Source organism: Peterkaempfera griseoplana (genome assembly GCF_001418575.1).
Lineage (GTDB): Bacteria > Actinomycetota > Actinomycetes > Streptomycetales > Streptomycetaceae > Peterkaempfera > Peterkaempfera griseoplana.
The window spans coordinates 1-19,961 of sequence record NZ_LIQR01000125.1; the positions used below are offsets into that span (position 1 = coordinate 1).

General features: G+C 73.7%; 15 protein-coding genes. 12 read left to right on the forward strand and 3 right to left on the reverse strand.

Annotated features, from left to right (window positions below):
- A partial coding sequence (locus tag AOK09_RS41280) for a hypothetical protein (protein ID WP_055586915.1) occupies positions 1 to 185 on the reverse strand: 185 nt, incomplete at its 3' end.
- A gap of 258 nt (positions 186 to 443) precedes the next feature.
- On the opposite strand from AOK09_RS41280, the gene AOK09_RS10715 reads away from it, so the two are divergent.
- From AOK09_RS10715 to smc, 3 genes are all read left to right on the forward strand, one after another.
- The gene (locus AOK09_RS10715; protein ID WP_055586916.1) at positions 444 to 722 is read left to right on the forward strand and encodes an acylphosphatase; all 279 of its coding nucleotides are present in this window, start codon (positions 444 to 446) and stop codon (positions 720 to 722) included.
- Between the two features lie 336 nt (positions 723 to 1,058).
- Complete coding sequence (locus AOK09_RS10720) at positions 1,059 to 1,262, forward strand: hypothetical protein (protein ID WP_055586917.1); 204 nt, start codon at positions 1,059 to 1,061, stop codon at positions 1,260 to 1,262.
- Positions 1,263 to 1,482: 220 nt separating this feature from the next.
- On the forward strand, positions 1,483 to 5,103 hold the full coding sequence (gene smc, locus AOK09_RS10725) for a chromosome segregation protein SMC (protein WP_079062929.1): 3,621 nt from the start codon (positions 1,483 to 1,485) through the stop codon (positions 5,101 to 5,103).
- Between the two features lie 171 nt (positions 5,104 to 5,274).
- On the opposite strand, the gene AOK09_RS10730 is transcribed toward smc, so the two are convergent.
- The gene (locus AOK09_RS10730; protein ID WP_055586918.1) at positions 5,275 to 6,321 is read right to left on the reverse strand and encodes a phosphatidylinositol-specific phospholipase C domain-containing protein; all 1,047 of its coding nucleotides are present in this window, start codon (positions 6,319 to 6,321) and stop codon (positions 5,275 to 5,277) included.
- Between the two features lie 173 nt (positions 6,322 to 6,494).
- On the opposite strand from AOK09_RS10730, the gene AOK09_RS10735 reads away from it, so the two are divergent.
- From AOK09_RS10735 to ftsY, 5 genes are all read left to right on the forward strand, one after another.
- A complete protein-coding gene (locus tag AOK09_RS10735) occupies positions 6,495 to 9,287 on the forward strand; it encodes a penicillin acylase family protein (RefSeq protein WP_055586919.1) in 2,793 nt (930 codons plus the stop codon).
- A 90-nt stretch (positions 9,288 to 9,377) separates the two neighbouring features.
- Positions 9,378 to 9,569: a YegP family protein gene (locus AOK09_RS10740; protein WP_055586920.1), complete on the forward strand. Its 192-nt coding sequence runs from the start codon at positions 9,378 to 9,380 to the stop codon at positions 9,567 to 9,569.
- Positions 9,570 to 9,730: 161 nt separating this feature from the next.
- The gene (locus tag AOK09_RS10745) at positions 9,731 to 10,300 is read left to right on the forward strand and encodes a sigma-70 family RNA polymerase sigma factor (protein ID WP_079062930.1); all 570 of its coding nucleotides are present in this window, start codon (positions 9,731 to 9,733) and stop codon (positions 10,298 to 10,300) included.
- A complete protein-coding gene (locus tag AOK09_RS10750; protein WP_055586921.1) occupies positions 10,297 to 11,004 on the forward strand; it encodes a zf-HC2 domain-containing protein in 708 nt (235 codons plus the stop codon). Before AOK09_RS10745 ends, AOK09_RS10750 begins: the two co-directional genes overlap by 4 nt.
- Before the next feature lie 95 nt (positions 11,005 to 11,099).
- Positions 11,100 to 12,314, forward strand: a complete 1,215-nt coding sequence (gene ftsY / locus AOK09_RS10755) for a signal recognition particle-docking protein FtsY (protein ID WP_055586922.1) — start codon at positions 11,100 to 11,102, stop codon at positions 12,312 to 12,314.
- A 143-nt stretch (positions 12,315 to 12,457) separates the two neighbouring features.
- On the opposite strand, the gene AOK09_RS10760 is transcribed toward ftsY, so the two are convergent.
- On the reverse strand, positions 12,458 to 13,168 hold the full coding sequence (locus AOK09_RS10760; RefSeq protein ID WP_055586923.1) for a bifunctional DNA primase/polymerase: 711 nt from the start codon (positions 13,166 to 13,168) through the stop codon (positions 12,458 to 12,460).
- 582 nt (positions 13,169 to 13,750) lie between these two features.
- Between AOK09_RS10760 and nsdA the strand changes: the two genes are divergently transcribed.
- From nsdA to AOK09_RS10780, 4 genes are all read left to right on the forward strand, one after another.
- The gene (gene nsdA / locus AOK09_RS10765) at positions 13,751 to 15,202 is read left to right on the forward strand and encodes a transcriptional repressor NsdA (protein WP_055586924.1); all 1,452 of its coding nucleotides are present in this window, start codon (positions 13,751 to 13,753) and stop codon (positions 15,200 to 15,202) included.
- Between the two features lie 398 nt (positions 15,203 to 15,600).
- Positions 15,601 to 16,896, forward strand: coding sequence for an ammonium transporter (locus tag AOK09_RS10770; protein WP_079062931.1), 1,296 nt, complete (start codon positions 15,601 to 15,603; stop codon positions 16,894 to 16,896).
- Positions 16,896 to 17,234, forward strand: a complete 339-nt coding sequence (locus AOK09_RS10775; RefSeq protein WP_055586925.1) for a P-II family nitrogen regulator — start codon at positions 16,896 to 16,898, stop codon at positions 17,232 to 17,234. The genes AOK09_RS10770 and AOK09_RS10775 overlap by 1 nt, the downstream gene beginning before the upstream one ends.
- 161 nt (positions 17,235 to 17,395) lie before the next feature.
- A complete protein-coding gene (locus AOK09_RS10780; RefSeq protein ID WP_055586926.1) occupies positions 17,396 to 19,927 on the forward strand; it encodes a [protein-PII] uridylyltransferase in 2,532 nt (843 codons plus the stop codon).
- The last annotated feature ends 34 nt before the right edge of the window (positions 19,928 to 19,961 follow it).

Here is a 19,961-nt window from a genome sequence, read left to right on the forward strand (position 1 = left end):
GTCCGGGTGGGGGCGGGGCCGCCCGCGATCACCACCGATCCGGCCAGCGAGGCTGGCATCGGGACCAGTCCGCTGATCACACCCCCGGCGCCCGCCGCCAGCGCGGTGCAGCAGACCGCCAGTACGGCCCGGGCGGGGCCGCTGCCGGCACCCCCGCGCCCGCGGCCCTGGCGGCGGTGCGACACGGGACCGGCGGGACGGGCGGCCACCGGGGCGGCGGGGGACGCGGCGTGCCGCCGGTGGCCCCCCCGGGAACCGGCGGCAGACGGCGGCTGCGGCTTGGACGTACGCGCATGTCGGGACATGGCTGGCTGGAACCCTCCCGATCCCCCCGACCGGTGACAACAACCGTGCTCACCCGTTCGGGTGATGGCAGGACTGTACAGGTATGACGGGTGGGGCCGGAGGGAAAGCGGAGCGCGCGGCGTTCTAGGGTTCGACCCATGCATGAACACGTCCGGCTCACCGCCTGGGTCCGCGGCCGGGTCCAGGAGGTCGGTTTCCGCTGGTGGACGCGGTCGCGCGCACTGGAGATCGGGCTGGTCGGCTATGCCGGCAACCTGGGGGACGGGCGGGTCCAGGTGGTGGCGGAGGGCGCACGGGAGCGGTGCGAGCGCCTGCTGGAGCTGCTGCGGGAGGCCGACACGCCGGGCCGGGTCGACGGTGTGACCGAGATCTGGGCTGCTCCGCGGGCCGGGTACGAGGGCTTCGCGGTGCGTTGAGACCTCGTGCCCGGGGCAACTGCCGGTGGAACGTGGTTGCCAGGTCAGGGGCTTACGTGGTTGACTCCGCAGCGAGCGGTGATCGCCCGGCCACTGGCCGTCGCAACCGACCCTCCGGCGTGTGTTCTCCGCCGGGCAGGGGAGCGGTGGGCGTTGCGCGCTGTGATCGTGTTGACCCGTACAGCGTTTGGTGAGACGCTGGAAACCCGCTCACCCGTACGTGTTTCCCCCGGCAGAGCTGTCCTGCAGACCTGCAAGAGCGCGTGGCGGTGCGCACCTTCCCCCTCGACCAACACCTTACAAAGGTCGGTCACTCAGCGTGGAGGACCACTCATCATGGCAAAGGCGCTTCTCGGTTACGTCGGCGGTCCCGACCCGCGACTGCTCGCCGAGATGCGACGGCTTCAGCAGCGCGTCCAGGACCTGGAATCCGAGCTGACCCGGATGCAGGCCGAGAACGACGCACTGGCCGCTGTCGCGGACGAGCAGAGGCTGCTCAGCAGCATCGACGTACCTCAGCGGGAGCCCGCCCTCACCTGATCGACCCCGATCAGGCGGCGGTGCCGCCGGGAATCTGCAAGGGACGCCCGCAACGGCGTCCCTTCGTCATTCCCCCTCCACAGCACTTGCGACCTCAAAAGTTGTCGTTGTCAACAGCGTGCCCCTCGCTGGGGACGGTGAAACCGCGCGGCGCCTGCCGACACGTGCACTCCGCCCCCCGTTACAGTCCTCACTGGGACGAGAGCGAGGAGAACGGCGCGTGCACCTGAAGAGCCTGACCCTGCGCGGCTTCAAGTCCTTCGCCTCCGCCACCACCCTGCGCTTCGAGCCCGGTATCACCTGTGTGGTCGGCCCCAACGGCTCCGGCAAGTCCAATGTCGTCGACGCCCTGTCCTGGGTGATGGGCGAACAGGGCGCCAAGTCGCTGCGCGGCGGCAAGATGGAGGACGTGATCTTCGCCGGCACCGCCGGCCGTCCGCCGCTCGGCCGGGCCGAGGTCTCCCTCACCATCGACAACACCGACGGCGCCCTGCCCATCGACTACTCCGAGGTCACCATCACGCGGACGATGTTCCGCAACGGCGGCTCCGAGTACGCGCTCAACGGTGACACCTGCCGGCTGCTGGACATCCAGGAACTGCTCTCCGACTCCGGCATCGGCCGTGAGATGCACGTCATCGTCGGCCAGGGCCAGCTGGACTCGGTACTGCACGCCGACCCCACCGGCCGCCGCGCCTTCATCGAGGAGGCCGCCGGAGTCCTCAAGCACCGCAAGCGCAAGGAGAAGGCGCTGCGGAAGCTGGACGCGATGCAGACCAACCTCAACCGGGTGCAGGACCTGGTCGCTGAGCTGCGCCGCCAGCTGAAGCCGCTCGGCCGGCAGGCCCAGATCGCCCGCCGTGCCGCCGTGATCCAGGCCGACCTCCGGGACGCCCGGCTGCGGCTGCTCGCCGACGACCTGGTCACCCTGCGGCACGCCGTCGAGGCGGAGATCGCCGACGAGATGGCCCTGCGGCTGCGCCGCTCCACCGTCGAGCAGGAGCTGTCCAAGGCCCTGCAGCGGGAGGCGGTGCTGGAGGCCCAGGTGCAGCAGCTGGGGCCGCAGGTGCAGCAGGCCCAGGAGACCTGGTACCAGCTCTCCTCGCTCGCCGAGCGGGTACGCGGCACCGTGGGGCTGGCCGACGCCAGGGTCAAGCACGCCGCCGGCCAGCAGGGCGAGGAGCGCCGCGGGCGCGACCCCGAGGACATGGAGCGGGAGGCCGCCCGGATCCGCGAGGAGGAGGCGGCCCTCGCCGAGGCGCTGGCCGAGGCCCAGTACGCGCTGGCGGAGGCCGTGGAGCGGCGGGCCGCGCTGGAACGGGCGCTCGCCGAGGAGGAACGGCGGCTCAAGGACGCCGCCCGGGCCCTCGCCGACCGGCGCGAGGGACTGGCCCGGCTGCAGGGCCGTGTCGCCGCCGCACGCTCCCGGGCCGCCGGCGCCGAGGCGGAGATCGGGCGACTGGCCGAGGCCCGCGACGAGGCGATGGTCCGTGCCGAGGCCGCACAGGCCGAGTACGAGCTGCTCAAGGAGCAGGTCGACGGCCTGGACGCAGGCGACGAGCGGCTGGAGGCCGACTGGGCCGAGGCACGCCGCCGGCTCGCCGAGGCGGAGGAGACCCAGAGCCGGGCCCGTGACGCCGCCACCGCCGCGGAGAAGGAACGCGCCGCGCTCACCGCCCGCCGGGACGCCCTGGCGCTGGGACTGCGCCGCAAGGACGGCAGCGGGGCGCTGCTGACCCCCGACGCCGGCCTCCCCGGAGTGCTGGGCCCGGCCGCGGCGCTGCTCACCGTCGCTCCCGGCGCCGAACAGGCCGTGGCCGCAGCCCTGGGCGCCGCCGCCGACGCGGTGGCCGTGGACGGGGTGGCGGCGGCCGCTGCCGCGCTGAGACTGCTGCGCGGCAGCGACGGTGGACGGGCGGCGCTGCTGCTCGCCGGGGCGCCCGCCGCCCCCGTACCGGCGGGGGAGCTGCCGGCCGGTGCCCGCTGGGCCGCGGACCTGGTCGACGGGCCCGACGCGCTGCTGCCCGCGGTACGGCTGCTGCTGCACGGCACCGCTGTGGTGGACACCCTGGAGGACGCCGAGCAGCTGCTCGCCCGGCGCCCCGAGCTGACCGCGGTCACCGGTGAGGGAGACCTGCTGGGCAGCGGCTTTGCGCACGGCGGGTCCGCCGGGGTGCCCACCCTGCTGGAGACCCAGGCCGCGGTGGACGAGGCCGCCGCCGCCCTGGAGGCGGTCACCGCCCGCGGCGCGGAGCTGGCCGAGGAGGCCGGGCAGGCCGCCGAGCGGCGCCGGGAACTGGCCGGCGAGGTCGAGGAGCTGGGGACCCGCCGCCGCGCCGCGGAGAAGGAGCGGTCCGCGGTGGCGCAGCAGCTCGGCCGGCTGGGCGGGCAGGCACGTGCGGCCGCCGGGGAGGCCGAGCGGCTGGCCGCGTCCGCCGCCAAGGCGGAGGCCGCGGTGGAGCAGACCGCGATCGAGCTGGCCGAGCTGGAGGAGCGGCTCGCCGCGGCCGAGGAGGCACCCGCCGAGGAGGAGCCCGACAGCGCGGAGCGCGACCGGCTGGCGGAGGAGTCGGCCCGCTCCCGGCAGGCCGAGATGGACGCCCGCCTCGCGGTGCGCACCCATGAGGAGCGGGTACGCGGCCTCTCCGGCCGCGCCGACTCACTGGACCGTGGCGCGCGGGCCGAGCGGGAGGCCCGTGCCCGCGCCGCCGCCCGGCGTCGCCGCGCCGAGTACGAGGCGCAGGTGGCGGCGGCTGTGGCGGACGGCACCCGGCAGCTGCTGGCCCTGGTGGAGGTCTCGCTGGAGCAGGCCGCGGGGGAGCGCCGTACGGCCGAGCAGGCGCGCAGCGAGCGCGACGCCGAGCTGGGCCGGGAGCGGGCCCGCGGCCGGGAGCTCAAGGAGGAGCTGGACAAACTCACCGACTCGGTCCACCGCGACGAGGTGCTGCGAGCGGAGAAGCGGCTGCGGATGGAGCAGCTGGAGGCCAGGGCGCTGGAGGAGTTCGGCATCGAGTCCGGCGCGCTGCTCGGGGAGTACGGGCCCGACCAGCTGGTTCCGCCGCCGCCCCCGGTGGAGGGCGAGGAGCAGGCCGCGGAGCCGTCGCCGTATGTCAGGGCTGAGCAGGAGAAGCGGCTGAGGGCCGCGGAGCGGGCGTTCCAGCAGCTGGGCAAGGTCAATCCGCTGGCGCTGGAGGAGTTCGCCGCGCTGGAGGAGCGCCACCAGTTCCTCAGCGAGCAGCTGGACGACCTCAAGAAGACCCGCCGCGACCTGCTGGACATCGTGCGCGATGTGGACGAGCGGGTGGAGCAGCTCTTCACCGCGGCGTACCACGACACGGCGGCGCAGTTCGAGGGGGTCTTCTCGCGGCTCTTCCCGGGCGGCGAGGGACGGCTGCTGCTCACCGACCCGGAGAACATGCTCACCACCGGCGTGGAGGTGGAGGCCCGTCCGCCGGGCAAGAAGGTCAAGCGGCTGTCGCTGCTCTCCGGCGGTGAGCGGTCGCTGACCGCGGTGGCGCTGCTGGTGTCCATCTTCAAGGCGCGCCCGAGCCCGTTCTATGTGATGGACGAGGTGGAGGCGGCGCTGGACGAGACCAACCTGCGGCGGCTGATCGGGATCATGGAGGAGCTGCGGGAGTCCTCCCAGCTCATTGTGATCACCCATCAGAAGCTCACCATGGAGTCCGCCGACGCCCTCTACGGCGTGACCATGAAGGGCGACGGCATCTCCCAGGTGATCAGCCAGCGGCTGCGGGACGAGCACCGCGAGCGCCGCCCGCGGGCCCGGGCGGCGGTGCCGGGGCAGCCCTCCCGCGCCCCCGCCGAGGAGCCCGCCGGCTGACCGGCGGGACCGCGGCTCGCCGGGCGGGACGGTTGCGGCTGCCCGGCAGGGCGGCGCGGACGGCCGGGTGCGGCGGCCCCTGCGGCCGGTTCTGCGGCAGGGACCGCCGTGCGCGCCGTTCCGTGCGGTGCCGTGCCGGGGTGCCGCGGCGCCCCGGCTGCCGATGGAGCGTCAGCCGCGCGGCAGCACCAGGGACTGCACCTCGGGCAGGTGCCGCCAGTCGCTGGAGACGATGCTGGCGTGGGCCGCGGCGAGCTGGGTGGTGCGGTTGCGGGCCTCGTCGGCGGTGGGGTCGGTGGCGCTGATGGCGGGGGAGACGTTCTGGGCGTCGGTCATCACCAGCAGATAGTGGTTGCGGTCGTACCAGCCGGTGTCGATGCCCCCGGTGAAGGCGGAGGCGTCGCCGTCGAAGACCACGAACCAGGGCCGGATGGAGCTGTCGGAGTAGGAGGAGCGGGGGTCGCCGGAGGCGGCGCCGTGCACCACCGGGAAGACCTGGGCCTGGGAGAGCTTGCCGGCGGCGGACAGGTCGCGCAGGTGGTCGGCCTCCTCGACGTCGGTGTGCAGGGTGTCGAAGGGGTTGGCCTCCTCGACGGTGCCGGGGATGACGTCGAGCAGCACCTTGCCGGTGAGCTGGGCGCGGGTGGGCCAGTTGCCCGCCCTGGCGGCCTCGTCCAGGGTGGCGTAGCTGCCGCCGCCGGGCTTGGCCAGCAGGTCGGCGGGGCGGAAGACGGCGCTGCCGAGGTGCTTGGCGATCAGGGCGTCCAGCTGGTCCGCGCCCATGCCGCTGCTGCCCGCGAAGCCGGCCTTGAGTTCCATCTTGACCACCAGCGGGCCGCTGTCGGGGTGGGCGCCGAGCCAGACCCGCAGGTCGTCCAGGCAGTACTCCAGGTTCTTATTGGCGCCGCCGGTGTAGAGCTGCGCCGGGGTGGTCGCGGCGACGCAGTTGTTGCTGTTGCCCAGCGGGTTGGAGTGGCTGACCTTCCACTCCTTGGTGATGGTGTCGGTCCAGACGTCCAGCTCGATCATGCTGGTGCCGGTGTCCAGACCCTGGGCGAGGTAGCCGAAGGCCGCGGGGTCGTAGGTGTTGTGCAGGCCCACCGTGGTGGCCGAGCCGAAGGGGAGGTCGCCGGCCCCGGCGGCGGTGGCCTGCGGGGTGGGCAGCAGGGCGGCGGTGAGGGCGATCAGCGCGGCGGCGGACAGGCGGCGAACGGTCAACGGAGGCCTCCTTGTGAGGGGGTGTGCCGTCGTCAGCATCGACCATCCGGGCGGACTTGAGGTGACATGACAAGAAACTTTGTCAGACCGTCTACAACGCATTGCGAGCAGCCTGGGCAACGCCAACGTACGAGAAATACCGTCAACAGCGTTGTCTCAACGGAGGAGCAGGCATGCAACGACGCATCCGGACGCTCAGAATCCAGGCCGCCATCGCAGCGGCCGGCCTGCTCACGGCAGGCGCGCTCGCCGCCGCGCCCGCGACGGCCGCCACCCCGGCCGCCGCAGCCGACTACTGCGCCGACCGGTGCAACGACATCCTGCCGGCGGGCGAGAACGGCAACGCCACCCTGGCCGACATCCTCGCCAACCGTCTCCTCGGCACCCGCCCCGCCCACACCGACGACCAGCTCGGTCCCTATGCCGCCCTGGCGAGCAACTACCCCGGGCTCACCGACGCGGGGCTGCGCTCCTTCTTCAACGACGCCTCCTTCGGCGTCCCGGCCGCCCAGGTCGCCTCCACCCTGCAGCCGCGCTCCGACGTCACCATCGTGCGTGACAAGGCCACCGGTGTACCGCACATCACCGGCACCACCCGCTACGGCACCGAGTACGGCGCCGGCTACGCCGCCGCCCAGGACCGGCTCTGGGTGATGGACCTCTTCCGGCACGTGGGCCGCGGCGAGCTCAGCAGCTTCGCCGGCGGCGCCGAGGCCAACCGGGCGCTGGAGCAGTCCTTCTGGCAGGCCGCCCCCTACACCGAGGCCGAACTCCAGGCCCAGATCGACCAGCTGGCCACCTCAAGCCCCCGCGCCCAGCAGGCCTTCGCCGACGCGAACGCCTACCTCGACGGCATCAACGCCTACATCGACAAGGCATACAACGCCCGCACCTTCCCCGGCGAGTACGACCTCACCGGACACATCGACCCCCTCACCAATGCCGGCTCCATCGACCACTTCAAGCTCACCGACCTGGTCGCGCTGGCCTCGGTGGTGGGCGCGCTGTTCGGCGCGGGCGGCGGCGGCGAGGTGCAGTCCGCGCAGGTCAAGCAGGCCGCCGAGGCCCGGTACGGCACCGCGGACGGGGACCGGGTCTGGCAGTCCTTCCGCGAGGCCGACGACCCCGAGGCCGTCACCACCCTGCACGACGGCCAGTCCTTCCCGTACGCCCAGCCGCCCGCGGACCCCCGCGGCGCCGCCCTGCCGGACGCCGGCTCGGTGGTCCCGGAGAAGCTGGTGTACGACGCCACCGGCACCGGGGCCTCCACCGCCGCAACCGCCGCCAAGGGTGTGCTCCCGGGCAATCTGCTCACCGCCCGGCACGGCATGTCCAACGCCCTGGTGGTCTCCGGCCGGTACACCGCGGACGGCCACCCCGTAGCCGTCTTCGGCCCGCAGACCGGTTACTTCGCCCCGCAGCTGCTGATGCTGGAGGAGCTCCAGGGACCCGGGATCAGCGCCCGCGGCGCCGCCTTCGCCGGACTCTCCTTCTACGTCCAGCTCGGCCGCGGCCAGGACTACGCCTGGAGCGCCACCTCCGCCGGCCAGGACATCACCGACACCTACGCGGTGCCGCTCTGCACCACCGACGGCTCACCCGCCACCACCGCCTCCGACTCCTACCTCTGGCACGGCCAGTGCACCCCCATGGAGCGCCTGGAGCGCAAGGACTCCTGGAAGCCCACCACCGCCGACTCCACCGCGGCGGGCTCCTACACCCTGGTGATGAAGCGCACCCGCTACGGCCTGGTGACCGCCCGGGGCACCGTCGGCGGCAAGCCGGTGGCCTTCACCTCGCTGCGCTCCACCTACCGCCACGAGGCCGACTCCATCGTCGGCTTCCAGATGCTCAACGACCCCTCGGCGGTGCAGTCCGCGGCGACCTTCCAGGAGGCGGCGCAGCACATCAACTACACCTTCAACTGGTTCTACGCCGACTCCGCCCACACCGCCTACTACAACTCCGGCGACAACCCGGTCCGCGCCGACGGCGTCGACCCCGGCCTCCCGGTGCTCGCCGAGCCCCAGTACGAGTGGCGCGGCTACGACCCGGCCTCCAACACCGCCGACTACACCCCGCCCGCGCAGCACCCCCAGTCGGTCGACCAGGACTACTACGTCTCCTGGAACAACAAGCAGGCCGCCGGCTTCGCCTCCGCGGGCTTCGGCAACGGCTCGGTGCACCGTGCCGACCTGCTGGACGACCGGGTGAAGGCGCTGGTGCACAGCGGTGCCAAGGTCACCCGCAGCGCCCTGGTGCAGGCCATGGAGAGCGCCGCGCTGGCCGACCTCCGCGGTGAGGACGTGCTGCCGGAACTGCTGCGGGTGATCCGCAGCGCCGCCGTCACCGATCCCTCGCTGGAGTCCGTCGTCCGCACCCTGGAGACCTGGCAGCACGACGGCACCCAGCGCCGTGAGACCTCGGCGGGCAGCCACCGCTACGCCGACGCCGACGCGATCCGGATCATGGACGCCTGGTGGCCGCTGCTGGTGCAGAGCGAGTTCCGGGACGGGCTGGGCGACGCGCTGTTCGGCGCGCTCACCGGGGTGCTGCAGATCAACGAGTCCCCGTCCGGGGGCCAGACCGGGCCGGTGGGCGGCAGCGTCAGCGCCAACGAGTCCATCCCGCACAAGGGCTCGTCCTTCCAGTACGGCTGGTGGTCCTATGTGGACAAGGACCTGCGCACCGTGCTCGGGGACCCGGTCGCGGGCGGCCTGACCCGGCCGTACTGCGGCGGCGGGGACCTGACCCGGTGCCGCCAGGCGCTGCTGGACAGCCTGGGGCAGGCCGCCGCCCAGAGCGCGGCGCAGGTCTATCCCGGCGACGACACCTGCTCCGCCGGCGACCAGTGGTGCGCCGACACCATCGTGCAGCGGCCGCTGGGCGGGGTCACCGACGACAAGATCTCCTGGCAGAACCGCCCCACCTACCAGCAGGTGGTCCAGTTCACCGGCCACCGCTGACCCGCTGGGCCGAATGACCGAGCGCGGGGTGCCGGGCCCGCCGCCGCGTCCTACGGTGCGGCTGGGGGGCGACACGAAAGGTGGCATTCCATGGCGGGCAAGTTCGAGATATACACCGACGACTCCGGCTCCCACCGCTTCCGCCTCAAGGCGAGCAACGGGCAGGTCCTGATCGTCGGGGACGCGTACGACACCCGGGACCAGTGCCTCAAGGGCATCGAGACCATTCGCAAGCTGGCCCCGTACGCCGAAGTGAGGGACGTCTCCGCGGTGGAGGCCTGAGACCGCGGGCGGGGACGGGGCAGCGTCGCCCCCTTCCCGCCCGCGTTGCCGCCCTCGTGGTCTCCGTGGAATCTTCACATCCTGCGGTGAGTGTTCCGCTCACCGCGCACGTGAAGAGGGAAGAGGGCGACATCCGGCCCCGACCCGACCAGGAGGCAACGGTGCGCAACCACGCCGCCGTGACCGACGGCCCGTCGAGGAACCGGACCCGCGGCCGGGCGCAGGCCCCCGACGAGGAGCTGATGCGCTCCCTCTACCACGAGCACGCCGCACCCCTGCTCACCTATGTGCTGCGACTGGTCGCCGGGGACCGCCACCGTGCTGAGGACGTCGTCCAGGAGACCCTGGTCCGGGCCTGGCGGAGCGCCGACCGTCTGGACCAGTCCGCGGGCTCGCTGCGCCCCTGGCTGGTGACCGTGGCCCGCCGTATCGTGATCGACGGCCACCGCAGCCGCCGCGCACGGCCGCAGGAGGTGGACCCGGCGCCCCTGGAGCTGCTGCCCGCGGAGGACGAGCTGGATCGGGCCCTGCGCATGATGACCATCTCCGACGCCCTGGACGACCTCACACCGGCGCACCGGGAGATCCTGGTGGAGACCTACTTCAGGAGCCGCACGGTGGACGAGGCCGCGGGACTGCTGGGGATACCGTCCGGAACCGCCAGGTCCCGGCTCTACTACGCACTGCGCTCGCTCCGGCTCGCACTGGAGGAACGGGGGGTGACCTCATGACCTCGACACCTGAGCACCACGTCGATGTGGGTGCGTACCTCCTCGGGCTCCTCGACGACAGGGACCGGGAGGCCTTCGAACGGCATCTGCGCGACTGCCCCCAGTGCACCGCCGACGCGGAGGCGCTGGGCGGCCTGGAGCCGGTGCTGGCCGAGTTCGCCGAGTACGCCGACGTCAGGGGCCTGGCCGCACCGCCTCCCGGCCCGGCCGAGCAGTCCCCGCTGCTGGACCGGCTGCTGGACGACGTCTCGGCGGCCCGCAGCCGCAGCCGCCGGCGCAGACTGCTCGCCGTCGCGGCGGCCGCCGTCCTGGTGGTCGGCGGCCCGGTGGTCGCCGTCACCGTCGCCTCGCGGCCCGGCACCACCTCGGTCGCCACGGCGCTCGGCGAGGAGCAGCACACCGCCACCGACGCCGGTTCGGGCGTCACCGCGACGGTCGGCCTCAGCCCCCGCGCGTGGGGCACCGACGTCGGGCTCCGCCTGAGCGGCGTCCGGGGGCCGCTGAGCTGCACCCTGGTGGCCGTCTCCCGTACGGGCGGACAGCAGGTGGTGCTCACCTGGCTGGTCCCCGACAGCGGCTACGGCGTCACCGGTGCCGCCGGACCGCTGGTCGTGCACGGCGGCGCCGCCATCCTGCGGCCGGACCTCGACCACTTCGAGGTCCGCACCGTGAACGGGGCCGCGCTGGTCACCATCCCGGTCTGAGACCGGCCCGCCGCCCGCGGGCGGCGGGCCGGGGGAGACCCGCCCGGACGCACCACTACGGCCGGAGCCCCCACAGCACGGATACTGGGTGGGTTATGGAATACGTGATCCTTGCCGTAGCCATCGCCGTGATCGCCATCGGCGCGATCGTCGGCTTCGTCGTCAGCGGCAGACGGCGCAAGACCCTGACCCCGTCGTCGCGCGTCCCCCTCGGGGCGCCGCCCGCAGAGCCCCAGGTCGGCGAGGACGCCGAGATCCCTCGGGACACCCCCACCCGGACGATCGAGGAGGTGGACCTCCCCGCGGCCGTGGCCGCGCCCGAGGCGCCGGTCTCCCCGGAGGCGGCCGTCACCGCACCTCCGCTGGAGGTGCCGGAGCCCACCGCCGGCCGGCTGGTGCGGCTGCGCGCCCGGCTGTCCCGCTCCCAGACCTCACTGGGCAAGGGCCTGCTCTCGCTGCTCTCCCGTGAGCACCTGGACGAGGACACCTGGGAGGAGATCGAGGACACCCTGCTCACCGCCGACGTCGGTGTGGCCCCCACCCAGGAGCTGGTGGAGCGGCTGCGCACCCGGGTGAAGGTGCTGGGCACCCGCTCCCCGGAGGAGCTCCGGCAGCTGCTCCGGGAGGAGCTGCTGGCCCTGATCGGCACCGAGGCCGACCGCTCGCTGCACTCCGCCCGGCACAACGCGGCCGAGACCGGCCGGCCCTCCGTGGTCCTGGTGGTCGGCGTCAACGGCGTCGGCAAGACCACCACCACGGGCAAGCTCGCCCGGGTGCTGGTCGCCGACGGCCGGCAGGTCGTGCTCGGCGCCGCCGACACCTTCCGCGCCGCCGCGGCCGACCAGCTGCAGACCTGGGGCGAGCGGGTGGGCGCCCGGACCGTGCGCGGCCCGGAGGGCGGCGACCCGGCCTCGGTGGCCTTCGACGCGGTCAAGGAGGGCATCGCCGAGGGCGCCGACACCGTGCTGGTGGACACCGCCGGCCGGCTCCACACCAAGACCGGCCTGATGGACGAGCTGGGCAAGGTCAAGCGGGTGGTGGAGAAGCAGGGCCCGGTGGACGAGGTGCTGCTGGTGCTGGACGCCACCACGGGCCAGAACGGACTGGTCCAGGCGAGGGTCTTCGCCGAGGTCGTCGACATCACCGGCATCGTCCTCACCAAGCTGGACGGCACCGCCAAGGGCGGCATCGTGATCGCGGTGCAGCGCGACCTCGGTGTGCCGGTGAAGCTGGTGGGCCTGGGCGAGGGCGCCGACGACCTGGCGCCGTTCGAGCCCGGCGCCTTTGTGGACGCCCTGATCGGCGACTGACACGGGAGGGCGGCCAGACCGCCCCTACACACGACGAGGGCCGTCCCCGGATCCGGCAGGGGGACGGCCCTCCTGTGTCGCGGCGGGCCCGGGGAGGGGGAAGCCGGCCCGCCGCAGGGGAGAGGGGACTGGGGGAGAGGGGGTCAGGAGGCGCGCCAGGCGGCGTCGGCGCCGACCGGCTCGCGGCTGCGGTGGCAGGCGTACGCCAGGGTGCCCAGCAGCAGCCGGGCCTCCGGCGGGCGGCCCGCACCCTCGGTGGTGGGCGGCCGCAGCCAGTGCATCGGCCCCAGGCCCGCCAGCACGGTGGGCGGGGCGGCCACATAGGACCCCGCCCCGTGGCAGACGAGGTCCAGCGCGGCATCGTCCCACCCCATGCGGTAGAGCAGGTCCGGCAGCTCCCGGGCCGCGCCCGGGGCCACGAAGAAGAGCGCCCGCCCGGCGGGGGAGGCCAGCACCGGCCCCAGCCGGGTGCCCATCCGCTCCAGCCGCACCAGGGCCCGGCACCCCGCCTGCACCGGGACGTCCAGCACATCGAAGGAGCGGCCGGCCGGGAGCAGCACCGACGCCTGCGGCGCCGCCTCCCACAGGGCCCTGACCTCGGGCCGCTCCGCCCAGGGGCCGGCCTCGGAGACGACCGTCCCCGGCTCCGGGTGCAGCCCGACGGCGGCGCAGTGCGGTGCGCCGCACCCGCAGCGCTCACCGGCGGCGCCGGCGCCGGCCCGGATCCGCCCGGCGGGCCTGCCCGCCACGACCGCCCAGCCCCATCGGCCGGCGTACTCCACCGCCGCCTGCAGAGCGGTGGCGCGGGCACGGCGCCGGGAGCCGAACCTGAGATCGCCGAACTGGATGTCCATGCCTCCCCCAACGGGTAGCCGTCGCCGATGGTTACGGCACTGTGACACTGCGTCGCGAAGTTCTGTCGTGTTCTGCCGCGCCGCAGGGCCGTGCCGCCCCCGTGCGCGGACGTGCGGGGCGGGAGTGCGGCGCACGGCGGCCCTGTGCACACCGCCGGTTCCGGTGCGATTCCGCTGCGCCGTTGCGGTGGCGCGGGTGCATGGAGGATCGTCGGGGGCGGACGGTTCGTGGCTGCACGGCCGGCCCTGCGGGGCCGCCGTGGTCCAGTCAAGCGCGGGTCGGCGGGGAATTGTTCACTCTTAGGGGTGGCGAATGGTGGCGATTGCCCGGCGAAACTCCCCTGGACGGCTCATCGGGCGTTACGTTCAGTCCACGGACCACGGCGCTGCGTCAGTCCGCGGGTATGCCAGTGGCATGGGACAGCCGGAAGTGCGACGGCTGCACCGCCCCCGGCCGATGCCCCTGGCGAAGCGCCTGCGGTGGTCCGGTGCTCCCGGGCCGCGGTCCGGGCGCACGGCAGACGACATGGCCCGCGACCGTCGGGCACGGCAGCGGGGTAATCCCGGGATGGGGGCGTTCCGGTGGGTGAGAAGCAACCGAACGAGCGATTGACGTCCTGGTTCGCGCGCAGCGGCTGGTCCAAGGGCGAGCTGGCGCGGCAGGTCAACCGCCGTGCCCGGCAGACCGGCGCGCACCACGTCAGCACCGACACCTCACGGGTGCGGCGCTGGCTGGACGGGGAGCAACCACGCGAACCCATCCCCAAGATCCTCTCCGAGCTGTTCTCCGAGCGGTTCGGCTCGGTGGTCACCGTGGAGGACCTCGGCCTGCGCACCGCGGTCCCGGTGACCGGTGCGGGCGAGGTGGACCTCCCGTGGAGCGGCGCCCAGACCGTCCAGCTGATCAGTGAGTACTCACGCAGCGACCTGATGCTCAACCGCCGCGGTTTCCTGGGCACCTCCCTGGCGCTGACCGCCGGCTCCGCCCTGATCGAACCCATGCAGCGCTGGCTCGCCCCCGGGCCCGGCGGCGTCCCCACCCCCGTGCTCACCGCCGCGGGCGGCGGGGAGCCGCACACCGGCCGGCTCTCCGAGCCGGAGCTGCGGCTGCTGGAGCAGACCACCATGATGTTCCGCCAGTGGGACGCGCAGAACGGCGGCGGGCTGCGCCGCAAGGCCGTGGTCGGCCAGCTGCACGAGGTCACCGACCTGCTCCAGGAGACCTATCCGCCCGACACCACCCAGCGCCTCTTCCGGCTCACCGCGGAGCTGGCGCACCTGGCCGGCTGGATGTCGTACGACGTGGGGATGCACCCCAGCGCCCAGAAGTACTACGTGCTGGCGCTGCACGCCGCCAAGGAGGCCGGCGACCGCCCCTTCGGTGCGCTGATCCTCTCCGACATGAGCCGGCAGATGATCCACCTCAACCGCAGCGACGATGCCCTGGAACTCATCCACCTGGCCCAGTACGGCAGCCGCGACACCGCCACGCCCCGCACCGGCGCGATGCTGTACGCCATGGAGGCCCGCGCCTACGCCAATCTGGGCGAGGTCAACAAGTGCCACCGGGCCGTCCGGCTCGCCGAGGACACCTTCAGCGACATCCGGACCGGCGAGTCCGAGCCGGACTGGATCTCCTTCTTCTCCGAGGCGGAACTCAACGCGGAGAACGCCCACTCCTACCGCGACCTCGCCTACCACGCCACCCGCAGCCCCATGTACGCCTCGCTGGCCGCCCCGGTGATGGAGCGTGCGGTGGACCTCTTCAGGGAGGACCCCACCCATCGCCGGTCCTATGCCTTCAACCTGATCGGCATGTCCAGCGTCCACCTGATCCAGGGGGAGCCGGAGGCTGCGGCCGCCATGGCGCACCAGGCGGTCGACATCGCGGGCCGGGTCCGCTCGGAGCGGCTGAACACCCGGATCCGCAAGACCACCGACGCGGCGCTGCGGCAGTTCCCCTCGGTGCCCGATGTGCAGCAGCTCTCCGACCGCATCACCAGCGTGCTTCCGGAGTACGCCGCCGCGGTCTGAGACCCGCCGGCGCACCGCACGTTTCCGGGTCTGCGCACCGCACGGTTCCGGCCAGTGCGCGGCCGCGGACCACTGACTCCGGCCGCGGAGGCCACCCCGTCTATCCCGGCTCGGCACCCCCACGCCAAGCATCCGGGTGGTTTCCGCGGCCGGTGGTAGGCATGCCCGTGGTGGGTGGGAAGAGTAGACGAGTGGCGGGTCCGGCAGGGCCGCAGTTCATCACCGCGTAACACCCGAGTGGCGTCCGTCACTCTTGCGAAACAACCGGACGCATCGACGGAAACCGGCCTCCGTCACGCTCCTTGGCATCGCCGACGCCCACGGGCACACGGGACGGCCCTCTCGCCCAGAGGGACGCGTCCGAGGGCGGAGCGGCCTTCACACACAAGGAGACGCCGATGCCGAAAGGCTTCGACGCGGGCGACACCGCATTCGTGCTCATAAGCGCAGCTCTGGTCATGCTGATGACGCCCGGCCTCGCCTTCTTCTACGGAGGTATGGTCCGGGTCAAGAGTGTCCTGAACATGCTCATGATGAGCTTTGTCAGCCTGGGCATCGTCAGCGTCCTCTGGGTCGCCTACGGCTACTCGATCGCGTTCAGCGACGACACCGGCGCCGGCCTGCTGGGCAACCTGGACGCCTTCGGGATGAAGGGCATCACCGGGACCACGCTCACCGGCTCCATCCCGGTCTTCGCCTTCGCGTCCTTCCAGCTGATGTTCGCCATCATCACCCCGGCCCTGATCAGCGGAGCCCTTGCGGACCGGGCCAAGTTCTCCGCCTGGATGCTCTTCATCGCGCTCTGGGTGACCATCGTCTACTTCCCGGTGGCGCACTGGGTCTGGCAGTCGGGCGGCTGGATCTTCAAGCTCGGTGTGAAGGACTTCGCCGGCGGTACCGCCGTGCACATCAACGCCGGCATGGCGGGCCTCGGCGCCCTGCTGGTGCTCGGCAAGCGGGTCGGCTTCAAGAAGGACCCGATGCGCCCGCACAGCCTGCCGCTGGTGATGCTCGGCTCCGGGCTGCTGTGGTTCGGCTGGTTCGGCTTCAACGCGGGCTCCGCCCTGGCCGCCAACGGCACCGCGGGCATCGCCTTCATCAACACCCAGGTCGCCACCGGCGCCGCCATGCTCGGCTGGCTGGCCTACGAGCGCATCAGGCACGGCGCCTTCACGTCGCTGGGTGCCGCCTCCGGCGCCGTCGCCGGCCTGGTCGCCATCACCCCCGCCTGCGCCGCGGTGAACATCTGGGGCGCGGTCGGCATCGGTGTCATCGCCGGCGCGGCCTGCGCCTGGGCGGTGGGGCTGAAGTACAAGCTGGGCTACGACGACTCCCTGGACGTGGTCGGCGTGCACGCCGTCGGCGGCCTGATCGGCACCCTGCTGATCGGCGTCTTCGACACCACCGACGGCCTCACCGCGGGTGCCGGCTTCGGCCAGCTGGGCAAGCAGGCGGTCGGTGCCTTCGCGGTCGCCGCCTACTCCCTGGTGATCTCCTGGATCATCGCCAAGGGCATCGACCTCACCATCGGCTTCCGCGCCACCGAGGACGAGGAGGTCAGCGGCATCGACCAGGCGTTCCACGCCGAGACCGCCTACGACTTCGCCTCGGTCGGCAGCTCCGTGGCCCGTGCCGCGGCGCCCGCAGCCGCCCCCTCCTCCCCCGTCGCGCACAAGAGCGAGGTCGACGCCTGATGAAGCTCATCACCGCAGTCATCAAGCCGCACCGGCTCGACGACGTGAAGGAGGCGCTGCAGTCCTTCGGAGTCCACGGACTCACCGTCACGGAGGCGAGCGGCTACGGCAGACAGCGCGGCCACACCGAGGTCTACCGGGGCGCGGAGTACACCGTCGACCTGGTGCCCAAGGTCCGCATCGAGGTTCTGGTGGAGGACGACGACACCGAGGGACTGCTGGACGTGATCGTCAAGGCGGCCCGCACCGGCAAGATCGGGGACGGCAAGGTGTGGGCCGTACCCGTCGAGACAGCCATCCGGGTCCGCACCGGCGAGCGGGGCCCCGACGCCCTGTGAGCCGAACCCAGTGAATCATGGGACCCGGTGATCCGATCACCCGCACCGACAGGGGAGGCGGACCCGCAGCCGGCACGGACCGGCAGCGGGTCCGCCGCCTGCGTATCAGCCGAGACCGCCGTGGACCTCCTGGCCGCGGCACGACGGACGGGGACAGCACCGTGACCACGCCGGAGACAGCACCTCGCACGCCCCCCACCCCGGCAGAGCGGCCGGGACCCACCGACTACGCCTCCGCGCGGCAACGGCTGCTCACCACGGACGGCCTCACCGGCGCCCGCCGCCGTATCGCCCTCGCCGGACTCACCGACCGCTGGCTCGCCGGGCTGCTGGCCGACGCCGCAGCCGCCGTACGGTCCCCCTCCGCGGGCGGCGGCGGACCCGCGGCCGTCGGTGTCGCCCTGGTCGCCGTCGGCGGCTACGGCCGCGGCGAGCTCTCCCCGCGCAGCGACCTGGACGTCCTGCTGCTGCACGACGGCACCACCTGGGGCAGCGGTGTCACCGCTCTCGCCGAACAGCTCTGGTACCCGGTGTGGGACAGCGGCGCCGCCCTGGACCACTCCGTGCGCGACCTCACCACCGCCCGCGAGGTCGCCGCCGAGGACCTCAAGGCCCAGCTGGGCCTGCTGGACGCCCGCCACATCGCCGGGGACCCCTCGCTCACCGCCGCCCTGCGCTCCGCCGTCCTCGCCGACTGGCGGGCCACCGCGCCGGTGCGCCTCCCCGAACTCCAGGAGATGGGCCAGGAACGGGCCCGCCGCCACGGAGAGCTCTCCTTCCTGCTGGAGCCCGACCTCAAGGAGGCCCGCGGCGGACTCCGCGACCTGGCCTCCCTGGGCGCGGTCGCCGCCTCCTGGCTCGCCGACGCCCCCCGCGAGGGCCTGGACGAGGCCGCGCTGCGCCTCACCGACGTCCGGGACGCACTCCACCTGGTCACCGGACGGGCCACCGAGCGGCTCAGCCTCCAGGAGCAGGACCAGGTCGCCGATGAGCTCGGTGTGCTGGACGCCGACACCCTGCTGCGCCAGGTCTACCAGGCGGCCCGCACCATCGCCTATGCCTCCGACGTCACCTGGCGCGAGGTCGGCAGGGTGCTGCGGGCCCGCTCCCAGCGCGGCCGCCGGGCCTCGCGGCTGGCCTTCCCGTTCAGCGGCCCCGGCCGTACCTCCGGCGCCGTCGCCCGCGGCGCGGTGGAGCGCAGCCCGCTGGCCGAGGGCGTGGTGGAGCAGGACGGCGAGGCCGTCCTCGCCCAGGGCTCCCGCCCCGCCCAGGACCCCGCGCTGCCGCTGCGCGCCGCTGCCGCCGCGGCCCAGGCAGGCCTCACCGTGGCCCATGCCACCGTCCGCCGTCTCGCGGCCGAGTCCCGTCCGCTGCCGGTGCCCTGGCCGGACGAGGCCCGTGAGCAGCTGATCACCCTGCTGGGGGCGGGCAGCGCCTGCCTGCCGGTGTGGGAGGCCCTGGAGGCCGAGGGGCTGATCACCCGGCTGCTGCCGGACTGGGAGCGGGTGCGCTGCCGTCCCCAGCGCAACGCCGTGCACCGCTGGACCGTGGACCGGCACCTGGTGCAGACCGCGGTACGGGCCGCCGCGCTCACCCGCCGGGTGGCCCGCCCCGACCTGCTGCTGGTCGCCGCGCTGCTGCACGACATCGGCAAGGGCTGGCCCGGTGACCACTCGGAGGCGGGGGAGGTCATCGCCCGTGACGTCGCCCTGCGGATGGGCTTCGGCAGGGAGGACGTCGAGACGCTGGCCCTGCTGGTCAGGCACCATCTGCTGCTGATCGACACCGCGACCCGCCGCGACCCGGAGGACCCGGCGACCGTGGAGGCCGTCACCAAGGTGGTCGGCACCACCGGGAACCTGGAGCTGCTGCACGCCCTCACCGAGGCCGACGCGCTGGCCACCGGCCCCGCCGCCTGGTCGGCCTGGCGGGCCTCCCTGGTGGGCGACCTGGTCGCCCGGGCAGAGGCGCTGCTGGTCGGCGGCCCGGCCCCCGGGCAGCCCGCCGCGGAGATCAGCGCGGAGGAGGAGCGGCTGGCGGTGGAGGCCGCCCGCACCGGCGGCCCGGTGCTCTCCGTCCGGGCCCAGCTGCAGCGCGGTGAGGAGGAGCAGGAGGAGCCCGCGGCCGAGCCCATGGGAGTGGAGCTCACCCTGGCCGTCCCGGACCGGCCGGCGCTGCTGGCCACCGTCGCCGGGGTGCTGGCGCTGCATCGTCTCACCGTCCGCGCGGCCGCCATCAGGGAGGCCGACCCGGTGGGCGCGGGACCGGTGCTGCTGCTCTCCTGGACGGTGGCCGCCGAGTACGGCGACCTCCCGGAGGCGGCACGGCTGCGCGCCGACATCCGGCGCGCCCTGGACGGCGGCCTGGACGTCTCCCGCCGGCTTGCCGAGCGGGACGCGGCCGCCCCCCGGCGGCGCGGCGCCGCGGCCCCCCCGCCCCGGGTCACCGTGGCGCCCGGCGACTCCTCGGTCTCCGCAACCGTGCTGGAGGTCCGCGCCCATGACGCCCCCGGGCTGCTCCACCGCATCGGCCGTGCCCTGGAGGACACCGGGGTGCGGGTCCGTACCGCGCACATCAGCACCCTCGGAGCCGACGCCGTCGACGCCTTCTACGTCACCGGCACCGACGGCCGTCCGCTGGCCCCCGGCCGGGCCGCGGAGGTGGCGGCGGCGGTGCAGGCGGCGCTGCACTGAGGGGCTGGAGACGTGCAGGCGGCGCTGCACTGAG